Source organism: Kluyvera ascorbata (assembly GCF_023195735.1).
Taxonomy (GTDB): domain Bacteria; phylum Pseudomonadota; class Gammaproteobacteria; order Enterobacterales; family Enterobacteriaceae; genus Kluyvera; species Kluyvera ascorbata.
In genome coordinates this window covers 1,108,111-1,127,673 of sequence record NZ_CP096201.1, presented here as the reverse complement: position 1 = coordinate 1,127,673, position 19,563 = coordinate 1,108,111, and the positions used below count along the sequence as shown (strand labels likewise).

The 19,563-nt window shown below is 56.8% G+C and carries 19 protein-coding genes; 10 read left to right on the top strand and 9 right to left on the bottom strand.

What is annotated here, in order from left to right:
- Positions 1 to 13: 13 nt before the first annotated feature.
- From MY052_RS05405 to lacA, 5 genes are all read left to right on the top strand, one after another.
- Positions 14 to 1,438: a 6-phospho-beta-glucosidase gene (locus MY052_RS05405; RefSeq protein WP_248538330.1), complete on the top strand. Its 1,425-nt coding sequence runs from the start codon at positions 14 to 16 to the stop codon at positions 1,436 to 1,438.
- 97 nt (positions 1,439 to 1,535) lie between these two features.
- Positions 1,536 to 2,624 carry a LacI family DNA-binding transcriptional regulator gene (locus MY052_RS05400; RefSeq protein WP_202217315.1) on the top strand — a complete coding sequence of 363 codons (1,089 nt, stop codon included), beginning with the start codon at positions 1,536 to 1,538 and terminating at the stop codon, positions 2,622 to 2,624.
- 120 nt (positions 2,625 to 2,744) lie between these two features.
- Positions 2,745 to 5,822, top strand: coding sequence for a beta-galactosidase (locus MY052_RS05395; RefSeq protein ID WP_248538329.1), 3,078 nt, complete (start codon positions 2,745 to 2,747; stop codon positions 5,820 to 5,822).
- A gap of 55 nt (positions 5,823 to 5,877) precedes the next feature.
- Positions 5,878 to 7,125: an MFS transporter gene (locus MY052_RS05390; RefSeq protein ID WP_202217314.1), complete on the top strand. Its 1,248-nt coding sequence runs from the start codon at positions 5,878 to 5,880 to the stop codon at positions 7,123 to 7,125.
- A 21-nt stretch (positions 7,126 to 7,146) separates the two neighbouring features.
- Entirely contained in the window at positions 7,147 to 7,758 is a 612-nt protein-coding gene (gene lacA / locus MY052_RS05385) for a galactoside O-acetyltransferase (RefSeq protein WP_248538328.1), read from the top strand.
- A 100-nt stretch (positions 7,759 to 7,858) separates the two neighbouring features.
- On the opposite strand, the gene hycI is transcribed toward lacA, so the two are convergent.
- The 9 genes from hycI to hycA all read right to left on the bottom strand — a co-directional run bounded on the left by hycI (position 7,859) and on the right by hycA (position 15,713).
- On the bottom strand, positions 7,859 to 8,332 hold the full coding sequence (gene hycI, locus MY052_RS05380) for a hydrogenase maturation peptidase HycI (RefSeq protein ID WP_202217313.1): 474 nt from the start codon (positions 8,330 to 8,332) through the stop codon (positions 7,859 to 7,861).
- A 21-nt stretch (positions 8,333 to 8,353) separates the two neighbouring features.
- Positions 8,354 to 8,764, bottom strand: a complete 411-nt coding sequence (locus MY052_RS05375) for a formate hydrogenlyase maturation HycH family protein (RefSeq protein WP_248538327.1) — start codon at positions 8,762 to 8,764, stop codon at positions 8,354 to 8,356.
- Positions 8,761 to 9,528, bottom strand: coding sequence for an NADH-quinone oxidoreductase subunit B family protein (locus MY052_RS05370; protein ID WP_248538326.1), 768 nt, complete (start codon positions 9,526 to 9,528; stop codon positions 8,761 to 8,763). The genes MY052_RS05375 and MY052_RS05370 overlap by 4 nt, the downstream gene beginning before the upstream one ends.
- Positions 9,528 to 10,070: a formate hydrogenlyase complex iron-sulfur subunit gene (locus MY052_RS05365; RefSeq protein WP_035892566.1), complete on the bottom strand. Its 543-nt coding sequence runs from the start codon at positions 10,068 to 10,070 to the stop codon at positions 9,528 to 9,530. The genes MY052_RS05370 and MY052_RS05365 overlap by 1 nt, the downstream gene beginning before the upstream one ends.
- A gap of 9 nt (positions 10,071 to 10,079) precedes the next feature.
- The gene (gene hycE, locus MY052_RS05360; RefSeq protein WP_123650565.1) at positions 10,080 to 11,789 is read right to left on the bottom strand and encodes a formate hydrogenlyase subunit HycE; all 1,710 of its coding nucleotides are present in this window, start codon (positions 11,787 to 11,789) and stop codon (positions 10,080 to 10,082) included.
- Between the two features lie 16 nt (positions 11,790 to 11,805).
- Positions 11,806 to 12,729, bottom strand: coding sequence for a respiratory chain complex I subunit 1 family protein (locus MY052_RS05355; RefSeq protein ID WP_123650566.1), 924 nt, complete (start codon positions 12,727 to 12,729; stop codon positions 11,806 to 11,808).
- A 2-nt stretch (positions 12,730 to 12,731) separates the two neighbouring features.
- The gene (gene hycC, locus MY052_RS05350; protein ID WP_035892569.1) at positions 12,732 to 14,558 is read right to left on the bottom strand and encodes a formate hydrogenlyase subunit 3; all 1,827 of its coding nucleotides are present in this window, start codon (positions 14,556 to 14,558) and stop codon (positions 12,732 to 12,734) included.
- Positions 14,555 to 15,163, bottom strand: a complete 609-nt coding sequence (locus MY052_RS05345; protein ID WP_035892570.1) for a 4Fe-4S dicluster domain-containing protein — start codon at positions 15,161 to 15,163, stop codon at positions 14,555 to 14,557. Before MY052_RS05345 ends, hycC begins: the two co-directional genes overlap by 4 nt.
- A gap of 82 nt (positions 15,164 to 15,245) precedes the next feature.
- Positions 15,246 to 15,713 (bottom strand): formate hydrogenlyase regulator HycA, encoded by a 468-nt coding sequence (gene hycA, locus MY052_RS05340; protein WP_035892571.1) that lies wholly within the window; start codon positions 15,711 to 15,713, stop codon positions 15,246 to 15,248.
- A gap of 213 nt (positions 15,714 to 15,926) precedes the next feature.
- On the opposite strand from hycA, the gene hypA reads away from it, so the two are divergent.
- Genes hypA through hypE form a run of 5 tightly spaced genes read left to right on the top strand, consistent with a single transcriptional unit; the run spans position 15,927 to position 19,544 of the window.
- Entirely contained in the window at positions 15,927 to 16,277 is a 351-nt protein-coding gene (hypA, locus tag MY052_RS05335) for a hydrogenase maturation nickel metallochaperone HypA (protein ID WP_035892572.1), read from the top strand.
- A 3-nt stretch (positions 16,278 to 16,280) separates the two neighbouring features.
- A complete protein-coding gene (gene hypB / locus MY052_RS05330) occupies positions 16,281 to 17,153 on the top strand; it encodes a hydrogenase nickel incorporation protein HypB (RefSeq protein WP_123650569.1) in 873 nt (290 codons plus the stop codon).
- Complete coding sequence (locus tag MY052_RS05325) at positions 17,144 to 17,416, top strand: HypC/HybG/HupF family hydrogenase formation chaperone (RefSeq protein WP_035892574.1); 273 nt, start codon at positions 17,144 to 17,146, stop codon at positions 17,414 to 17,416. Before hypB ends, MY052_RS05325 begins: the two co-directional genes overlap by 10 nt.
- Positions 17,416 to 18,537: a hydrogenase formation protein HypD gene (gene hypD / locus MY052_RS05320; protein WP_248538325.1), complete on the top strand. Its 1,122-nt coding sequence runs from the start codon at positions 17,416 to 17,418 to the stop codon at positions 18,535 to 18,537. Before MY052_RS05325 ends, hypD begins: the two co-directional genes overlap by 1 nt.
- Complete coding sequence (gene hypE, locus MY052_RS05315; RefSeq protein WP_248538324.1) at positions 18,534 to 19,544, top strand: hydrogenase expression/formation protein HypE; 1,011 nt, start codon at positions 18,534 to 18,536, stop codon at positions 19,542 to 19,544. The genes hypD and hypE overlap by 4 nt, the downstream gene beginning before the upstream one ends.
- The last annotated feature ends 19 nt before the right edge of the window (positions 19,545 to 19,563 follow it).

Genomic DNA, 19,563 nt, shown 5'->3' with positions numbered 1-19,563 from the left:
AGCGAGGTAACGCATGTCGACATTTCCGCAAGGGTTTCTCTGGGGCGGCGCCATTGCCGCCAACCAGGCCGAAGGGGCTTATCTTGAGGGCGGCAAAGGGCTGACCACCGTGGATATGATTCCGCACGGCGCGAACCGCCTGCCGGTGAAGCTGGGGCAAGAGAAGCGCTTTACGCTGCGCGACGATGAGTTCTATCCGAGCCATCAGGCGATCGATTTTTATCATCGCTACAAAGAAGATATTGCGCTGATGGCGGAGATGGGTTTTACCGTTTTCCGCACCTCGATTGCCTGGAGCCGTCTCTACCCGAACGGTGACGAACTGACGCCAAACGAAGCGGGCATCGCCTTCTACCGCGACCTGTTCCGCGAGTGCCAGAAGTACGGCATTGAGCCGCTGGTGACGCTGTGCCACTTCGACGTACCGATGCATCTGGTCACCGAATACGGTTCATGGCGCAACCGTAAAATGGTCGATTTCTTTGCCCGTTACGCCCGCACCTGCTTTGAGGCGTTCGACGGACTGGTGAAATACTGGCTGACCTTCAACGAAATCAACATCATGCTGCACAGCCCGTTCTCCGGCGCAGGGCTGGTGTTTGAAGACGGCGAAAACCAGGATCAGGTGAAGTACCAGGCCGCGCACCACGAACTGGTCGCCAGCGCGCTGGCAACGAAAATCGCCCATGAGGTGAACCCGCAGAACCAGGTCGGCTGCATGTTGGCGGGCGGTAACTTCTATCCTTACTCCTGCAAGCCAGAAGACGTGTGGGCGGCGCTGGAGAAAGACCGCGAGAACCTGTTCTTTATCGACGTACAGGCACGCGGCAGCTATCCGGCCTACTCGGCGCGGGTGTTCCGCGAGAAAGGCGTGACGATCGCTAAAGAAGCGGGCGACGATGAAATCCTCAAGCACACCGTCGACTTTGTCTCGTTCAGCTACTACGCCTCGCGCTGCGCATCGGCGGAGATGAACGCCAACAACACCAATGCGGCAAACATTGTGAAGTCGCTGAAAAATCCGTACATCAAGGCCAGCGAATGGGGTTGGGGCATCGACCCGCTCGGCCTGCGCATCACCATGAACATGATGTACGACCGTTATCAGAAGCCGTTGTTTCTGGTGGAAAACGGCCTCGGCGCGAAAGACGTGGTCAACGCGGACGGGCAGATTGATGATGATTACCGCATCAGCTATCTGCGCGAGCATATTCGGGCGATGGGTGAAGCCATTGAAGACGGGATTCCGGTTATCGGCTACACCACCTGGGGCTGTATCGATCTCGTGGCAGCGTCGACCGGCGAGATGAGCAAGCGCTACGGATTTGTCTACGTTGACCGCGATGATGCGGGCAACGGCACGCTGGCTCGCACGCGTAAGAAGTCGTTCTGGTGGTATAAGAAGGTGATTGCCAGCAACGGGCAAGATTTGGCGTAAAAGTCACTCTCTGGCTCAATGCATGAGATTGCACCACCTCCTATTTTTATGGGAGGTGTGGCATCATAGCGTGCAGAACACATTGAATTCAGGGGTAATGAGTGTGAAACCGGTAACGCTGTACGATGTTGCAGACCATGCGGGGGTCTCTTATCAGACCGTCTCTCGCGTCGTGAATCAGGCTCGCCACGTTTCCGCCAAAACCCGTGAAAAAGTCGAAGCCGCAATGGCTGAGCTGAATTACATCCCCAACCGCGTTGCGCAGCAATTGGCGGGGAAACAGACGCCGCTCATCGGCGTTGCAACCACTAACCTCGCGCTGCATGCGCCGTCGCAGATTGTCGCGGCGATTAAATCCCGCGCCGACAGTTCAGGTGCCAGCGTGGTCATCGCCATGGTGGAACGTAACGGCGTGGAAGCCTGTAAAGCGGCAGTACATAATCTGCTAACGCAACGGGTAACCGGTTTGATCGTTAACTATCCGCTCGATGAAAATGACGCTATTGAGGTTGCAGCAAGCTGTGGCAACGTGCCGGTACTTTTTCTTGATGTTTCTGATACCTCTCCCATTAACAGCGTGATTTTCTCTCACGATGATGGCGCACGTTTGGGGGTTGAGCATCTGGTGGAGCATGGGCATAAACGCATTGCGCTACTAGCCGGGCCAAACTCATCAATCTCCGCGCGGCTGAGACTCGCGGGTTGGCATAAATATCTGACGCAATACCACCTGCAGCCGGTTGCCGAAACGGAAGGTGACTGGAGTGCGATGTCCGGTTTTCAGCAAACCTTGCAGATGCTTAATAACGGCACCATTCCAACCGCTATGCTGGTCGCGAACGATCAGATGGCGCTCGGCGCGATGCGGGCCATCAGCGAGTTCGGTCTGCGCGTAGCGAGCGACATCTCCATTATTGGCTATGATGATACCGAGGATAGCGCCTGCTATATTCCGCCGCTAACCACCATCAGACAGGATTTCTCGCTGCTTGGAAAAACGAGCGTAGACAAGCTGCTACAGCTATCTGCCGACGAACCCGCCGCGAACAATCAGCTACTGCCGGTATCACTGATTCAACGCAAGACCGTTTGTCCTCCCACTACCCATGCGGCTTCCCCTGAAGCATTGGCCAATTCACTCATCCAGCTAGCACGGCAGATCTCTCAGCTCTCCCCCAAAATGTGAGCGAGTGAAATTGTGTGAGTTAGCTCACTCATTGCTCATCTCATCCTTTACAGAAAGAACGCTACGCCCCTATTTTAACAAAAATTGTGAGCGGATAACAATTTCGATAAGGATACAGATATGTCCCTGAACACCGATTCACTCGCCGCCGTACTACACCGTCGCGACTGGGAAAACCCTGGCGTAACGCAGCTCAACCGTCTGGAAGCGCATCCTCCTTTTTACAGCTGGCGAAATGCCGATGATGCTCACGCCGGACGAGACTCTTCACAAAAGCGCAGCCTGAACGGGCAATGGAAATTTAGCTGGTTTGCCTCTCCTGAAGCGGTTCCGGAAAGCTGGCTGGCGAGCGATCTGCCTCAGGCGGATACCATCAACGTCCCATCTAACTGGCAGATGGACGGCTATGATGCGCCGATTTACACCAACGTGGCGTATCCTATTCCGGTTAATCCGCCGTTTGTGCCAGCAGAGAATCCTACAGGCTGTTACTCGCTCACATTTTGTATTGACGATGTCTGGCTTCAGCAAGGCCAAACGAGGGTCATCTTTGACGGCGTGAACTCGGCGTTCCATCTGTGGTGTAACGGACGCTGGGTGGGCTACGGGCAGGACAGCCGTCTACCGTCTGAATTCGACCTCAGCGATTATCTGCGTAGCGGTGAAAACCGTCTGGCGGTACTGGTGCTGCGCTGGAGCGATGGCAGCTATCTGGAAGACCAGGACATGTGGCGGATGAGTGGGATTTTCCGCGATGTATCAATACTCCATAAGCCCGCCACCCAAATCAGCGACCTGCAAATTAACACCCGTTTTAACGACGACTTTAGCCGTGCCGTTCTGGAAACGCAGGTCCGGGTCGCGGGTGAGCTGCACGATAATTTACGCGTGACGGTGCAGCTGTGGGATAACGAAACGTTAATTGGTGAAAATACCGCCGCGTTGGGCAGTGACATTATTGACGAGCGCGGAGCTTATCAGGACCGGGTTACCCTGCGCCTGAACGTCAAAGAACCGGCGCTGTGGAGCGCGGAAACGCCAAATCTGTATCGTGCCGTGGCGCAATTACACACCGTCGACGGCACGCTGATAGAAGCTGAGGCCAGCGATGTCGGCTTCCGTCAGGTCAGCATTGAAAATGGTCTGCTGCTGTTGAACGGCAAACCGCTGCTGATTCGCGGCACCAACCGCCATGAGCATCACCCGGTCAACGGTCAGGTGATGGACGAGGCAACGATGGTGCAGGATATCGTGCTGATGAAGCAAAATAACTTTAACGCTGTGCGCTGCTCTCACTATCCGAACCATCCGCTGTGGTACACATTGTGCGATCGCTACGGCCTGTACGTGGTGGATGAAGCCAATATTGAGACGCACGGAATGGTGCCGATGAATCGCCTGACCGACGATCCGGCATGGTTACCGGCCATGAGCCAGCGCGTGACGCGCATGGTGCAGCGCGATCGCAACCATCCAAGCATCATTATCTGGTCGCTGGGCAATGAGTCCGGTCATGGTACCAACCACGATGCCCTGTACCGCTGGCTGAAGTCAGAAGACCCTTCCCGCCCGGTGCAGTATGAAGGCGGCGGCGCAGACTCTGCTGCCACCGACATCATCTGCCCGATGTACGCCCGTGTTGATCAGGATCAACCCTTCCCCGCAGTGCCAAAATGGTCAATCAAAAAATGGCTGTCATTACCCGGAGAGCAACGTCCGCTGATCCTCTGCGAATATGCCCACGCCATGGGGAACAGCTTCGGCGGTTTTGCCAAATACTGGCAGGCGTTCCGTCAATATCCGCGCCTGCAGGGCGGCTTTGTCTGGGACTGGGTGGATCAATCGTTGATCAAATACGATGAGAACGGTAACGCCTGGTCAGCATACGGCGGCGATTTTGGTGATACGCCAAACGATCGGCAGTTCTGCATGAACGGGCTAGTGTTCGCCGATCGTACGCCACACCCGGCGCTATATGAAGCCAAACACGAGCAGCAGTTTTTCCAGTTTGCTCTGTTGCCGGGAGACAAATGTCAGATTGAAGTTGTCAGCGAATACCTGTTCCGCCACAGCGATAACGAAGTGCTGCACTGGTCGCTGGCGCTGGACGGCAAACCGTTGGCTTCAGGCGTGACGACGCTGGATATTCCACCGCAGGGTCGGCAGGTCATTACCCTACCAGAACGTCCGCAACAGGCACATGAGGGTGAACTGTGGCTGACGGTTCGCGTCGAACAACCGCAGGCAACCGCATGGTCAGAGGCAGGGCATATTTGCGCATGGCAGCAGTGGAAAGTGGGCGAGAAGCTCGGCACGCCGCTGCCAAAATCCGCCAGCCGCACACCTGAGCTTACCGCCAGCGAGGGCGAATACCGTATCACCGTCGGCAATAAATGCTGGGTGTTCAGCCGCCATGCTGGCCTGCTCACGCAGTATTCGATTGGCGAAGAAGCGCAGCTGTTGACCCCGCTCATCGATCAATTTACCCGCGCGCCGTTGGACAACGATATCGGCGTGAGCGAGTCAACCCGCATTGATCCTAATGCCTGGGTAGAACGCTGGAAAGCTGCCGGTCACTATCAGCTTGAGGCTACCTTACTGCAATGTGAGGCGGACGCACTGGCAAGCGCGGTGCTGATAACCACCGCGCACGCGTGGCAGTACCGCGGAGAGACGCTGTTTGTCAGCCGCAAAACGTACCGCATTGACGGCCAGGGCGAGATGCACATCAGCGTGGACGTTGAGGTTGCCGGCGGGACCCCGCATCCGGCACGCATCGGCCTGAGCTGTCAGCTTGCGCAAGTGGCGGATCGGGTCAACTGGTTGGGATTAGGCCCACATGAAAACTATCCAGACCGGCTTTCTTCTGCCTGCGTCGATCGTTGGGATCTGCCGCTGGATGCCATGTACACCCCTTATGTTTTCCCAAGCGAAAACGGCCTGCGCTGCCACACTCGCGAACTGAGCTATGGCCCGCACTGCTGGCGCGGTGATTTCCAGTTCAACATTAGCCGCTACGGTCAGAAGCAGCTAATGGAGACCAGTCACCGCCATCTGCTACAACCTGAAGCGGGAACCTGGCTCAATATTGATGGCTTCCATATGGGCGTGGGCGGAGACGACTCCTGGAGCCCTTCTGTTTCTCCGGAATACCAACTGAGCGCCGGATGCTACCACTACCAGTTGGTCTGGGGTTAAACATAATTATCTGGCAGGTTAACGCCTGCCAGCTTTCTTCGAAAGGAAGTCCATCATGTATTATTTAAAAAATACTAATTTCTGGATGTTTGGCTTTTTCTTCTTCTTTTATTTTTTCATTATGGGTGCCTATTTCCCTTTCTTCCCGATCTGGTTACACGATATAAACCATATCAGCAAAGGGGATACCGGTATTATCTTCGCCTGTATTTCACTGTTCTCACTGCTATTCCAGCCTATTTTCGGTTTACTTTCCGATAAGCTCGGCCTGCGTAAACATCTGCTATGGGTGATTACCGGAATGCTGGTGATGTTTGCCCCATTCTTTATTTACGTCTTCGGTCCATTATTACAGGCTAATATTCTGCTGGGTTCGATTGTCGGCGGGATTTACCTTGGCTTTATTTACAATGCCGGTGCCCCTGCGATTGAAGCCTATATTGAAAAGGCAAGTCGCCGAAGCAACTTCGAATTTGGCCGCGCGCGCATGTTCGGCTGCGTGGGCTGGGCGCTGTGCGCCTCGATTGCCGGAATTATGTTTAACATCAATAACCAGTTTGTCTTCTGGCTGGGCTCCGGCTGCGCAGTCATTCTGGCCCTGCTGCTGTTCTTTTCAAAAACGGAGGTTCCTTCTTCCGCACAGGTTGCAGACGCGGTAGGCGCCAACCACTCGGCCTTCAGCCTTAAGCTGGCTCTGGAACTGTTCAAGCAGCCGAAGCTCTGGTTCCTTTCACTGTACGTAGTCGGCGTCTCCTGTACCTATGACGTATTTGACCAACAGTTTGCCAACTTCTTCACCTCGTTCTTTGCCACCGGTGAACAGGGTACCCGCGTGTTTGGCTACGTCACTACCATGGGGGAATTGCTCAACGCCTGCATCATGTTCTTTGCGCCGCTGATTGTGAATCGCATCGGCGGTAAAAACGCCCTGCTGCTGGCGGGGACGATTATGTCGGTGCGGATTATCGGCTCCTCATTCGCCACCTCTGCGCTGGAAGTCGTTATCCTTAAAACGCTGCATATGTTTGAGATACCGTTCCTGATAGTCGGCTGCTTTAAATACATCACCAGCCAGTTTGAGGTGCGTTTCTCCGCAACGATTTATCTGGTGTGCTTCTGTTTCTTCAAACAGCTGGCAATGATTTTTATGTCCGTACTGGCGGGCAACATGTACGAGAGCATTGGTTTCCAGGGGGCTTATCTGGTTCTGGGGATGATTGCGCTAAGCTTCACGGCCATCTCGGTATTTACCCTTAGCGGGGCAAAGCCGTTCTCCCATTATCTCGCAAAAAATAGCCAATAAAATCAGGATGAAATAACGCTAATGAACATTCCGATGAGAGAGAGAATAAAATCAGGCATGCTATTCACGGATATGTGTGAAAGGTTACCAGAAGAGAGACTGCGCGGCAAAGAATTAATGTATGACTTTAATAACACCCGCCCGTCCGAAGAAAAAAAGAGAATTGAGCTCATTTATAAAATGTTCGGTAAAGTGGGAAAGAATCCGTGGATTGAACCGCCCATTCGCTTCGCCTACGGCAGTAATATTTTTATCGGTGACTATTTTTATGCCAATTTCAACTTCACCATTGTTGACGATCACACGGTGACGATTGGTGATAATGTCCTGATCGCCCCTAACGTTACGATTTCGGTAACCGGACACCCGGTCCACCATGAATTGAGGGAAAAAGGCGAGATGTTTTCTTTCCCGGTGACGATAGAAAACAATGTGTGGATCGGCAGCAACGTGGTTATCAATCCGGGAGTCACAATTGGAGAAAACAGCGTTATCGGTGCAGGCAGCGTTGTCACGAAAGATATTCCCGCAAATGTCGTTGCGGCGGGCGTACCATGCAAAGTTATCAGAGAAATAACCGACCGGGATAAAGCGTATTACTATAAAGATTTTAAAGTCGAAGCGGCAGGTTAATTACGTCTACGCCTAAGCTACCTATAGGTATAAATCATCTCTTACACGGCCTCTTAAGACGGCGTTCGCCTCAAGAGGCCTTTTTTCTGGCGAAGATAAGCTACTCTTCATCCTCAACCGCTAACGGTTCAAACCCGCCATTCCCCTGCCACCCTTCAAGACGCTGATAAACCACCTCAACCGCGTCTTTAATCGCCTGGGTCATTGGGTAATAAAAACCCACGATATCCGGCTGAATGCCGAGGAAAATCACCTCACCCACGTCTTCTTTCAGCTGATCGACCAGGTAGTTCAGCGGCATATTGTGGGTGGTCATCATAAACATCTCAGCGATATCGTCCGGGTCGATAATGCGAATCTCACCGGGGTTCAGCCCCATATCGGTGGCATCAACAATCAGCAGACGATCCGGGTTCAACTCGCGGATCGCCACAATATCGTTTTCCGGTGCGCTACCACCGTCAATCACGACCCACGCCCCTTTCGGCTGGGCTGCACACATTTCGGCAAGTAGAGGGCCAGCGCCATCGTCGCCCATCATGCTGTTGCCGACACAGAGTAAAACGTCAGTCATGGTCATTCCTCAATCGTAAAATCAGTCGCGCAGGCGGCGCACCATCAGATAGATGGCGCTCTCCTGATGAATGGCGTGCAGCATATTGAGCATCGCTTGGCTCCACTCTTTTTGCTGCGGCGTTTGTGACGCCCGCGCTTTATCAAACGCGTTCGCCAGCATCGACACATGGTTGCTGTCGATGACAATCTCGCCGTACTTCGGCACGCCTTCCATTTTGCGCCGCGCAGTATTGTCCGCTTCCAGCGTAGCAATCCACGCCAGATACGCATCCCACGGACAGGTCAGCGCGGCTTCGAGACAGTCGATGACCCCAAGATGGTGGCCAATCGCCAGGCTGTAATAGACAACCTGCTGCGCCTCGGAAGGCGTGGCATCGTTCTCATCAATAAATTTACGGCTCAGTTGACTGAACACCACCTGTTCGCTCATCGAATACGTGCCTCTTCTACTACGTGGTTAAGCTGCGTGACGATTTCCGTCAGACGCGGATCGTTTTCTGTGGCCAGCCACTGCTGAACCTGGGTGTCCCCCTGGCCCAAGTGCAGCATATAGTCGTCGGCAATCTGGCGACCATAGCGGTAGCCCGCCAGGCGGCGCGCGGCGCGGTCAACCTGCACGCGCAGCGGCTGGACCATATCCGTATGCAGAATTTCAGCCGGCTGCGCGTCCAGTTCACTTGGCGCACGAGCGTGGATTTTCTGCTCCAGCAGGCCCAGCGCCATGGCGAAGCCGTACAGCGTTGCCGCAGGCGTTGGCGGGCAGCCCGGAATGTAAACGTCTACCGGCACGATTTTGTCGGTGCCGCCCCAGACGCAGTACAGGTCGTGGAAGATCCCACCGCTGTTGCCGCAAGCGCCGTAGGAGATACAGATTTTCGGGTCTGGCGCGGACTGCCAGGCGCGCAGCGCCGGAGAACGCATGGCGCGGGTCACCGCGCCGGTAAACAGCAGAATGTCGGCATGACGCGGTGACGGCACCACTTTAATGCCGAAACGTTCGGCGTCGAACAACGGTGAAAGCGTGGCAAAGATTTCGATTTCACAGCCGTTACAGCCGCCGCAGTCCACGCGGTATACGTAGGCGGAACGCTTGATGTTTTTCAGCAGCGACGCCTTCATGCTGGCGATAGATTCTTCTACCGTCATCGGCACCGGCATGCCGTTGTCGTCGCGTGGCCCTATTAAGTTGCTCATCAGATGGCCTCTTTCATGTGGCGAGTCAGGTCAATACGGTCGGAAGGCACCAAACATTTCTGACGCTTACATTCCGGGCAGGTCTCAAAGCTTTCGCGGTGGTTTTCCGCGCGGCTGTCGCCGTTGTGCTTGAGCAGCGCAATGGCGTAATCAATCTCTTTTTGCACCGCAAATGGACGGTTGCAGACGCGGCAGTTGCAGATATCAAAACGGGACTGCTGCAAGAAATCTTCTTTCTTCCACACCGCCAGTTCGTACTCCTGCGACAGCTTGATCGCTGCCGTCGGGCACACTTCTTCGCAGCGGCCGCAAAAGATGCAGCGGCCGAGGTTGAACTGCCACGCCAGCTGGTTGCTGACGCGGTCGGTTTCCACCGTCAGCGCGTTCGACGGGCACGCGTTCACGCACGCCGCGCAGCCGATGCACTGCTGCGGATTGTGTTCCGGTTTGCCGCGGAAGTTTTTATCAACCGGCATCGGTTCCAGCGGATAGGACGATGTCGTAGTGCCGGTTTTGATGACTTTTTTGATAAAGGTAAACATGACGATTCCTTATTTCAGCGGCGAGTTCTTACGTTCGATGCTGTAGCGCTCAAGTTCTTTGTACGGCACGACCTTGCTCTTCTTCTTACGCACATCGACCACGGTCATACGGTCGGTACAGGAGTAGCAAGGGTCGAGGCTACCGATAATCAGCGGCGCATCGGAAACGGTGTTGCCGCGCAGCATATAGCGCAGGGTTGGCCAGTTGGCGTAGGTCGCCGCACGGCAGCGCCAGCGGTACAGCTTCTGGTTGTCGCCGGTCATGCTCCAGTGGATATCGTCACCGCGAGGCGCTTCCGAGAAGCCCAGCGCGAAGCGGTTTGGAATGTAGGTGAACCCTTCCACCGCAAGCGGGCCGCCAGGCAGGTTATCGAGGCCGTAATCAATCATATTCAGCGCGGTGAACACCTCGTTGATACGCACTTTCAGGCGGGAGATAACGTCGCAGCCCTGCTCGCTATGCACTTCCATCGGCAGCAGACCGTAGCCCACGAACGGGTGATCGGCGCGGGTGTCACGGGCGTGACCGCTGGCGCGAACCATCGGGCCGACGTTACTGAAGTCACGGGCGATTTCCGGATCCAGGCGGCCGATACCGACGGTGCGCTGTTCCATGTTCGGGGTGCTCAGCAGAATATCCACCAGGTCCTGCACGTCACGGCGCATCTGCTGCGCCAGTTGACGGGTCTGGATCATGTCGTCTTTCAGGAAGTCACGACGGATACCGCCAATCAGGTTCAGGCCGTAGGTTTTACGCGCGCCGGTCAGGATTTCCGCCATTTTCATGGAGGCTTCACGAACGCGGAAGAACTGCATAAAGCCGGAGTCGAAGCCGGTGAAGTGGCACGCCAGGCCGAGGTTCAGCAGGTGCGAGTGCAGACGCTCAACTTCCAACAGAATCGCACGAATCATCTGCGCACGTTCCGGTACCACGATGCCCATCGCGTTCTCGACGGAGGTGGTATACGCGGTGCTGTGGGCAAAGCCGCAGATGCCGCACACGCGGTCAGACAAGAACGTCACTTCGTTGTAACCCATGCGGGTTTCCGCCAGTTTTTCCATGCCGCGGTGGACATAGAACAGACGGTAGTCGGCGTCGATGATGTTCTCGCCGTCAACGAACAGGCGGAAGTGACCCGGTTCATCGGAAGTAACGTGCAGCGGGCCAATTGGCACCACGTTGTTTTTCTTGGTACCCAGCTCGTTGATGAACTCGTAGGTTTCGGCATCGGTAGTCGGTGCCGGGCGCTGACGATAGTCCATGCTGTCTTTACGCAACGGGTACAGCTCATCCGGCCAATCATCCGGCAGCACCAGACGACGTTCGTCGGGCAGGCCCACCGGGCGCAGGCCGTACATGTCACGCACTTCGCGCTCGCCCCAGACCGCCGCCGGAACGCGCGGCGTTACGGACGGGTATTCGAGGGTGTTAGGGTCAACTTCGACGCGCACGGTAATCCAGCACTTGGTGCCTTTTTCCATCGACAGCACGTAGTAGACCGCATAGTGTCCGTTCAGTTTACGTTCATCGTTGCCGAACAGCACCGACAGCCAGCCGCCCTGCTGGTAGTAAAGAAACTCGACGACTTCCGGCAGGTAGTTCACCTTCACGGTAATCGTTAACTGGTCTTTGGTCTGCCAGGCTTCGTCCAGCACCACGCCCGGGAAGGCCTGGTGCAGCGCAGCGAGGTAGTGTTGACCCACTTTTTCTTCAGACATGCTCAAAACTCTCTTATCACGCCACCAGCAAGGAGACGAAGGCTAAAAAGGCTAAACCGAACCCGGTCCAGGTGATACGACCGGTAATATCCAGACGCAGACGCGCCATGCTGTTTTCGAACAGGGCGATAATCAGCACGCCGACCACCAGCTTGACGATGGCGGCAATCACGGCAATCACCAGACCACCAACGCTAAAGCTGGTCATCTGTCCCCACGGAATGAAGACGCCAACAAACATCTGCAGCACCACCAGCTGTTTGAGGCTGATGCCCCACTTCAGCACGCCAAAGCCGCTGCCGCTGTACTCGGACAGCGGGCCTTCCTGCAACTCTTGCTCTGCTTCCGCTAAGTCGAACGGCAGTTTGCCCATTTCGATAAAGGTGGCGAAAGCGCAGGCGCAGAAGGCCAGCACCAGCGGAATGCTGCGGCTGACCGGCCAGTGGTACAGGGTGTTGGTGATATTGCTGATATGGGTAGAGCCCGCGACCAGCGCTGCGACCCACAGCCCCAGCAGCAGCATCGGCTCAACCAGCACGCCGAGCATCGCTTCACGACTTGCGCCGATAGCGGTGAACGGGCTGCCGGTGTCGAGGCCGGCAATGGCAAAGAAGAAACGCGCAATGGCAAACAGGTAGATAAGCGTAATCAGGTCGCCCAGACCCGGCATTGGGGATGCGACGGTCACTACCGGCAGCGCGGTCGCAATCGTCAGCATCACGCCGACCATCACAAACGGCGTCAGGCGGAACACCCAGCCGGAAGCGTCCGGGCCAATGCTCTGACGGCCCAGCAGTTTGATGATGTCGCGATACTCCTGCATCACGCCCGGCCCGCGACGGTTATGCAACCGTGCGCGCAGCACGCGGGTGATACCGGAAAGCAGCGGCGCGACGGCGAACAGTACCAGCGCCTGCAGTACAGCAAATAGGAACGTCATGTTCAGGCTCCTCGAGAGATGACAATCACGACCAGCACCGCCAGTTCAACCAGCGCCAGACGTTGCAGCAGCAGCGGCGCCGCCGCATTCTGCCAGCCCGGAACCAGAGAGACCGGGTTGAGCCATTTGCGCAGTTTCAGCACTGGAGCAAAGGCCTGCTTCACCGGCATCGCAAAACCGTGCGCGGTGATCACCATGGATTGTTCGTGGTCGTAACCACAGACCCACGCCGCGCCGCGAGAACGGCTTGGCAGGCGGTTGCCTTTGAGCAGCGCCAGAATGATGAACGGCAATAACGGGCAGGCAATCAGCAGCAGGGTAATCATCGGCTGGGAGACCACGGTGTGCGCGGTGGCCATCGGCAGCGGCACGGCGGCGCTCAGCATTGGCAGCAGCCACGGCGCGGCAACGCCGCCAACGATACACAGCAGCGCCATCACCACGGTGCTAATGGCCATCAGCAGCGGCGCGCAGCAGGCGTTTTCCGCCTCTTTAGTGCGCGGTGCACCGAGGAAGGTCACGCCGTAGACTTTCGCCATACACATCACCGCCAGCGCGCCGGTAATCGCCAGGCCAACGGCCAGCAACGGCCCCAGCAGACGACCAATAAACGCCCCGCTGGTGCTCAGCTTGAAGAAGGACTGATAAATAACCCACTCACCGGCAAAGCCGTTCAGCGGCGGCAGCGCGGCCATTGCCATCAGGCCGACTAACATCGCCAGCGAAATCATCGGCATACGTTTGCCGATACCGCCCAGCTTCTCGATGTCGCGGTGACCGGTGCGGAACCAGACGGAGCCCGCGCCGAGGAACAGCGTGGTTTTGAACAGGCTATGGTTGAGCAGATGGTACAGACCGCCGGTCAAACCCAGCGCCACCATTACCGGTTCCTGCAGCGCCAGACCGGTCACGCCCACGCCTAAACCGAGCAGGATAATGCCGATGTTTTCCAGCGTGTGGTACGCCAGCAGACGCTGAATATTGTGTTCCATCAGCGCGTACAGACCGCCGACAAACGCGGTGATCATGCCCAGCACCAGCAGCGCAATGCCCCACCACAGCGGTTGAACGTTGCCCAACAGCGATACGGTGAGAATGCCGAGCAGACCCACTTTCATCACCACGGTAGAGAACAGCGCGGCGGCCGGTGCGCTCGCGTTAGCGTGCGCCTGCGGCACCCAGCCGTGCAGCGGGATGATCCCTGCCAGCAGGCCAAAGCCAATCACGCAAAGCACCCAGATGTCAGAACCGATTGGCAGCATCTGCGCACGTTCGTTCAGCAGTACCAGATCCAGCGTACCGTAGCGCTGCCACAGCAGCAGGCAGGCAATCGCCAGCAGAATGGTACCCAGACGGCCCAGCACAAACCACAGCTTGCCGGAAGAAGCACAGCCGGTGAGGAACGCGCCGCACAGCGCCATGATTTCCGCCATCACCACCAGCGAACCGAAGCTGCTCGCCACAATCGCGCAGACGGCAGCCGCCAGCAGGATGTTGATCAGCAGACCGTTGCTTTTCACGTTCGGGTGACGGTGCCAGTCAATGTTGTAGAGGCTGACAAACAGGCCGCACAGGCCGAGCGCAATCAACCATACCGCGTTCAGCGGCGACACCAGCACGCTGTAGTGAACCAGCGACAGGCTACCTATCACCGGGAAACCGTGAACCAGCACCTGAACGCCCGCCAGGCCCGCGCACAGGCTGCCCAGCGCGCCGCCGACACCGGCGACAAAACCGCTCAGAGATTTATTAAACGACAGCACAAAGGACAGCACGGCGGCAGCGGCAAACCAGGCCACTGCGCTATTAATCAACGTCATGACGCTCATTTCGCCTCTCCTTGTTGCGCCTGGAACAGCGTCAAATCGCCTAAATCGGTGTGGAAGGTCAGTTCGCGTTTGCGTTTGCTGACGCGGGCGATGTCCATATTGTTCACCAGATGCAGCGCTTTAGTCGGACAGGTACGCACGCAGGCCGGGCCCTCTTCGTCGAAGTGGCACAGGTCGCATTTGACCGCGATGGCGCGAACGCCAGGCACCCAGTCCAGCAGCGTACTGACGCGAGCCGGAGCCGGTGGCGCAGGCAGCGCTTTCGGTGAGTTGGCGTTTGCTGGAATATCCAGCGGGCGACTACCGGAAAATTCAATCGCCCCAAACGGGCAGGCAATGCCGCACAGTTTGCAGCTGACGCACAGGCTTTCATTCAGCTGTACGGCGCCATCGACGCGGGTAATCGCATTGACCGGGCATACCCCGGCGCACGGCGCGTCTTCACAGTGGTGACACATCTGTGGCGCGGATTCTTTTTCATTAAGCATTACTCTGAGCCGCGGCATAGATTGCAGGCCGTGGTGGCGATGCGTTTCCGCACAGGCCGCTTCACAGGTACGGCAACCGATACAAACGGTAGAGTCAGCAATTACAAAACGATTCACCAGGTCTTCCTCAGGTGACAGTCATTTTTGACGAAATCATGCAGAGCAAGTGTCATTTCGACACCCGTCGACACACCGATAATCAAGCGTGAGAAGCCCGTTGAGACTCTGGTGCCAGCTGGCTGAAACTGACCGGGCTGTCGCTTTCAAGCGCCGCATACAGGGTGTCGTATACCGGCGAAATTTTTTCCAGGTAGTGTTCCAGCACCTGCTCGCGGTCACGGATATTGACGGTGCCGTCAATAAAGCCGTTCATGCTCATCTCGGCGCTGCCCACACACTGTTTATTCAGGCCGTCGCGGGTTTCAACAACGTACTCAACGGTGTGGCTGTTAAAGCCGCTGGCAAGGCTGACAGAAACCACGAAATGTTCGAACAGCACGAAGCTCAGCTCTTTCTCTGGCGCGCAGTTCATGCCGTGATGCAGACGCGCTTTGGACAACGTAATCCCCTGAACCAGAGAGTTGCAGTAGACACGCCATTGATCCTGATGGCGGCGGTGACGATCGGCGATATAGTCGGCCTTCTCGCTAATTTCCCAAATAGTCATGTCGGTTACCCGGTTAATAGAAACAAGCCTCCTAAGCACTTTTCATGCCATATTTTTAATTAATTGATTTAATTGATATTTAATGAAATGACACTGCCACAGTGACATGTCATTTCGTCAGTACGACATCGTCATCGACAGTCTTTAATGACCTTTTTTCATCTCTGGCATCGTTATTGCATTATCACGGCGAGTTATGAAACAGGAGGCGTTATGCACGAAATCACGCTCTGCCAGCGAGCGCTGGAAATTGTCGAACAACAGGCGGTACAGAACGGCGCGAAGCGCGTCACCGGCGTCTGGATGAAGGTCGGCGCTTTTTCTTGTGTAGAGACGAGCGCAATGACCTTTTGTTTTGATCTGGTGTGCCGCGGCACGCTGGCTGAAGGCTGTACACTGCACGTCGAGGAACAGGAAGCGGAATGCTGGTGTGAATCCTGCCAGCAGTACGTTCAGCTCGTGTCAGTTCACGTGCGCCGTTGTCCGCAGTGCCATAGCGACAACCTGCGCATCGTCGCCGACGACGGTTTACAGATTCAGCGAATTGAAATTGATCAGGAGTAAAGTATGTGTACCACCTGTGGTTGTGCCGATGGCAACCTCTATATAGAGGGCGATGAACGTAACCCGCACTCGCTGTTCCGCAGCGCACCTTTCGCCCCGGCAGGCCGTCCGGCGCTGTCCATTACCGGCGTCAGAACCCGAGAGTTTGAACCACAGGCCGCCGACAACGGCGACCTGCACTACGGTCACGGCGAAGCGGGCACCCACGCGCCGGGCATGAGCCAGCGCCGGATGCTGGAAGTCGAAATCGACGTGCTGGATAAAAACAACCAGATTGCCGCCCGCAACCGCGCGCGCTTTGCCGCCCGCGAGCTGCTGGTGCTGAATCTGGTTTCCAGCCCCGGCTCCGGTAAAACCACCCTGCTCACCGAAACCCTGATGCGCCTGAAAGACCGCGTATCCTGCGCCGTTATCGAAGGCGACCAGCAGACGGTGAACGACGCCGCGCGCATTCGCGCCACCGGCACACCGGCGATTCAGGTCAACACCGGGAAAGGCTGTCACCTTGATGCGCAGATGATTGCCGATGCCGCCCCGCGCCTGCCGCTCGAGAGCAACGGAATTCTGTTTATCGAAAACGTTGGTAACCTGGTTTGCCCGGCGAGCTTTGATTTAGGCGAGCGCCACAAAGTCGCCGTGCTGTCGGTCACCGAAGGTGAAGACAAGCCACTCAAGTACCCGCATATGTTTGCCGCCGCGTCGGTCATGCTGCTCAACAAAGTTGACCTGCTGCCGTACCTCAATTTCGACGTTGAGAAATGCCTCGCCTGCGCGCGTGAAGTGAACCCGAATATTGAAATCATCCTGCTCTCCGCCACCAGCGGTGAAGGCATGGACACCTGGCTGAACTGGCTGGAGACGCAGCGATGTGCATAGGCATTCCTGGACAAATTTCTGCCATTGACGGCGTACAGGCGAAGGTAGACGTTTGCGGCATTAAGCGCGATGTCGACCTGACGCTGGTCGGCGCGGTGGACGAAAACGGTCAGTCGCGCATCGGCCAGTGGGTGCTGGTGCACGTGGGCTTTGCCATGAGCATCATCAACGAAGAAGAGGCGCGCGATACTCTCGCGGCGCTGGAAAATATGTTTGAAGTTGAGCCCGACGTTGGCGCGCTGCTCTTTGGCGAGGAAAGATAATGCGTTTTGTTGATGAGTACCGCGCACCCGAGCAGGTGATGCAGCTGATTGCCCACCTGAAAAACCGGGCGCAGCTTCTGGCCTATACCGCTGAACGCCCACTGCGCATCATGGAAGTGTGCGGCGGCCATACGCACGCGATTTTCAAATTCGGTCTCGACCAGCTGCTGCCGGAGAACATCGAATTTATCCACGGGCCAGGCTGCCCGGTGTGCGTACTGCCGATGGGACGCATCGACACCTGTATTGAAATCGCCAGCCATCAAGAGGTGATTTTCTGCACCTTCGGCGACGCCATGCGCGTACCGGGGAAAAACGGCTCGCTGATGCAGGCAAAATCGCGCGGCGCGGATATCCGTATCGTCTATTCACCGATGGACGCCCTTAAGCTGGCGCAGCAGAACCCGGATCGCAAAGTGGTGTTCTTTGGCTTAGGCTTTGAAACCACCATGCCGACCACCGCCATCACCTTGCAACAGGCGAAAGCGCAGAAGGTCAGCAACTTCTTCTTTTTCTGCCAGCATATTACCCTTATTCCTACCCTGCGCAGTCTGCTCGACCAGCCGGACAACGGTATCGATGCGTTTCTTGCGCCGGGCCACGTCAGCATGGTCATCGGCACGCACGCCTATGGCTTTATCGCCAGCGATTACCAGCGTCCGCTGGTGGTGGCGGGCTTTGAGCCGGTCGACCTGTTGCAAGGCGTGAACATGCTGGTGGAGCAAAAAATTGCCGCAGCGCCCTGTGTCGAAAACCAGTACCGTCGCGTGGTGCCGGATGACGGCAACAAGCTTGCGCAGAACGCCATTGCTGAGGTGTTTGCAGTCAAAGGCGACAGCGAATGGCGCGGCCTTGGGTTAATTAACGACTCCGGCGTGCAGTTGACGCCGGACTATCAATGTTTTGACGCGGAAGCGCACTTCAAACCGCAGCCGCAGCGCGTCTGCGATGACCCGCGCGCCCGCTGCGGCGACGTGCTGACCGGCCGTTGCAAACCGCATCAGTGCCCGCTGTTTGGCGCCACCTGCAACCCGCAGAGCGCATTCGGCGCGCTGATGGTGTCGTCAGAAGGCGCGTGCGCCGCCTGGTATCAATATCGTAGTCAGGAGGCAGAAGCATGAAGAGTATTCAGTTAGCGCACGGGAGCGGCGGTCTGGCGATGCAGCAGCTTATCGATGGCCTGTTTATGAAAGCCTTCGCCAACCCCTGGCTGGCGGAGCAGGAAGATCAGGCGCGCCTGTCGCTGGCTTCGCTGACCGCCCACGGCGACCGTCTGGCTTTCTCCACCGACAGCTACGTGATTGACCCGCTGTTCTTCCCCGGCGGCAATATCGGCAAGCTGGCGATTTGCGGCACCGCCAACGACGTGGCGGTCAGCGGTGCGGTGCCGCGTTATCTCTCCTGCGGCTTTATCATTGAAGAAGGGCTGCCGATGGAGACGCTGGAGGCGGTGGTCAACAGCATGGCGGAAACGGCCAAAGCGGCGGATATCGCCATCGTCACCGGCGACACCAAAGTGGTGGGTCGCGGCGCGGCGGACAAGCTGTTTATCAACACTGCCGGGATGGGCGCTATCCCGTCCGATATCCACTGGGGCGCGGCCACGCTTACGCCGGGTGACCTGCTGATTGTCAGCGGGACGCTGGGCGATCACGGCGCGACCATCCTCAACCTGCGCGAACAGTTAGGCCTTGATGGCGAACTGCAAAGCGACTGCGCGGTGCTCACCCCGCTTATCCAAAGCCTGCGCCCGATTGCTGGCGTGAAGGCGCTGCGCGACGCCACCCGCGGCGGCGTGAACGCGGTAGCCCATGAATTTGCCGCCACCAGCGGACACGGCGTTGAGATTCATGAACAGAATATTCCGCTGAAAGATGCCGTGCGCGGTGTATGCGAATTATTGGGGCTTGACGCCCTTAACTTCGCAAATGAGGGTAAACTGATGATTGGCGTCACCCGCGAAGCAGCCGAAGAGGTGCTCGCCGCACTGCGCGCCCATCCACTGGGCCGTGATGCCGCTATCATTGGCGAAATCACTGAACGTCGTGGGGTTCGCGTTGCCGGCCTGTATGGCGTAAAACGCACGCTGGATCTTCCTCACGCCGAACCGCTGCCACGAATCTGTTAACAGACCGCTCAAGGTCTGC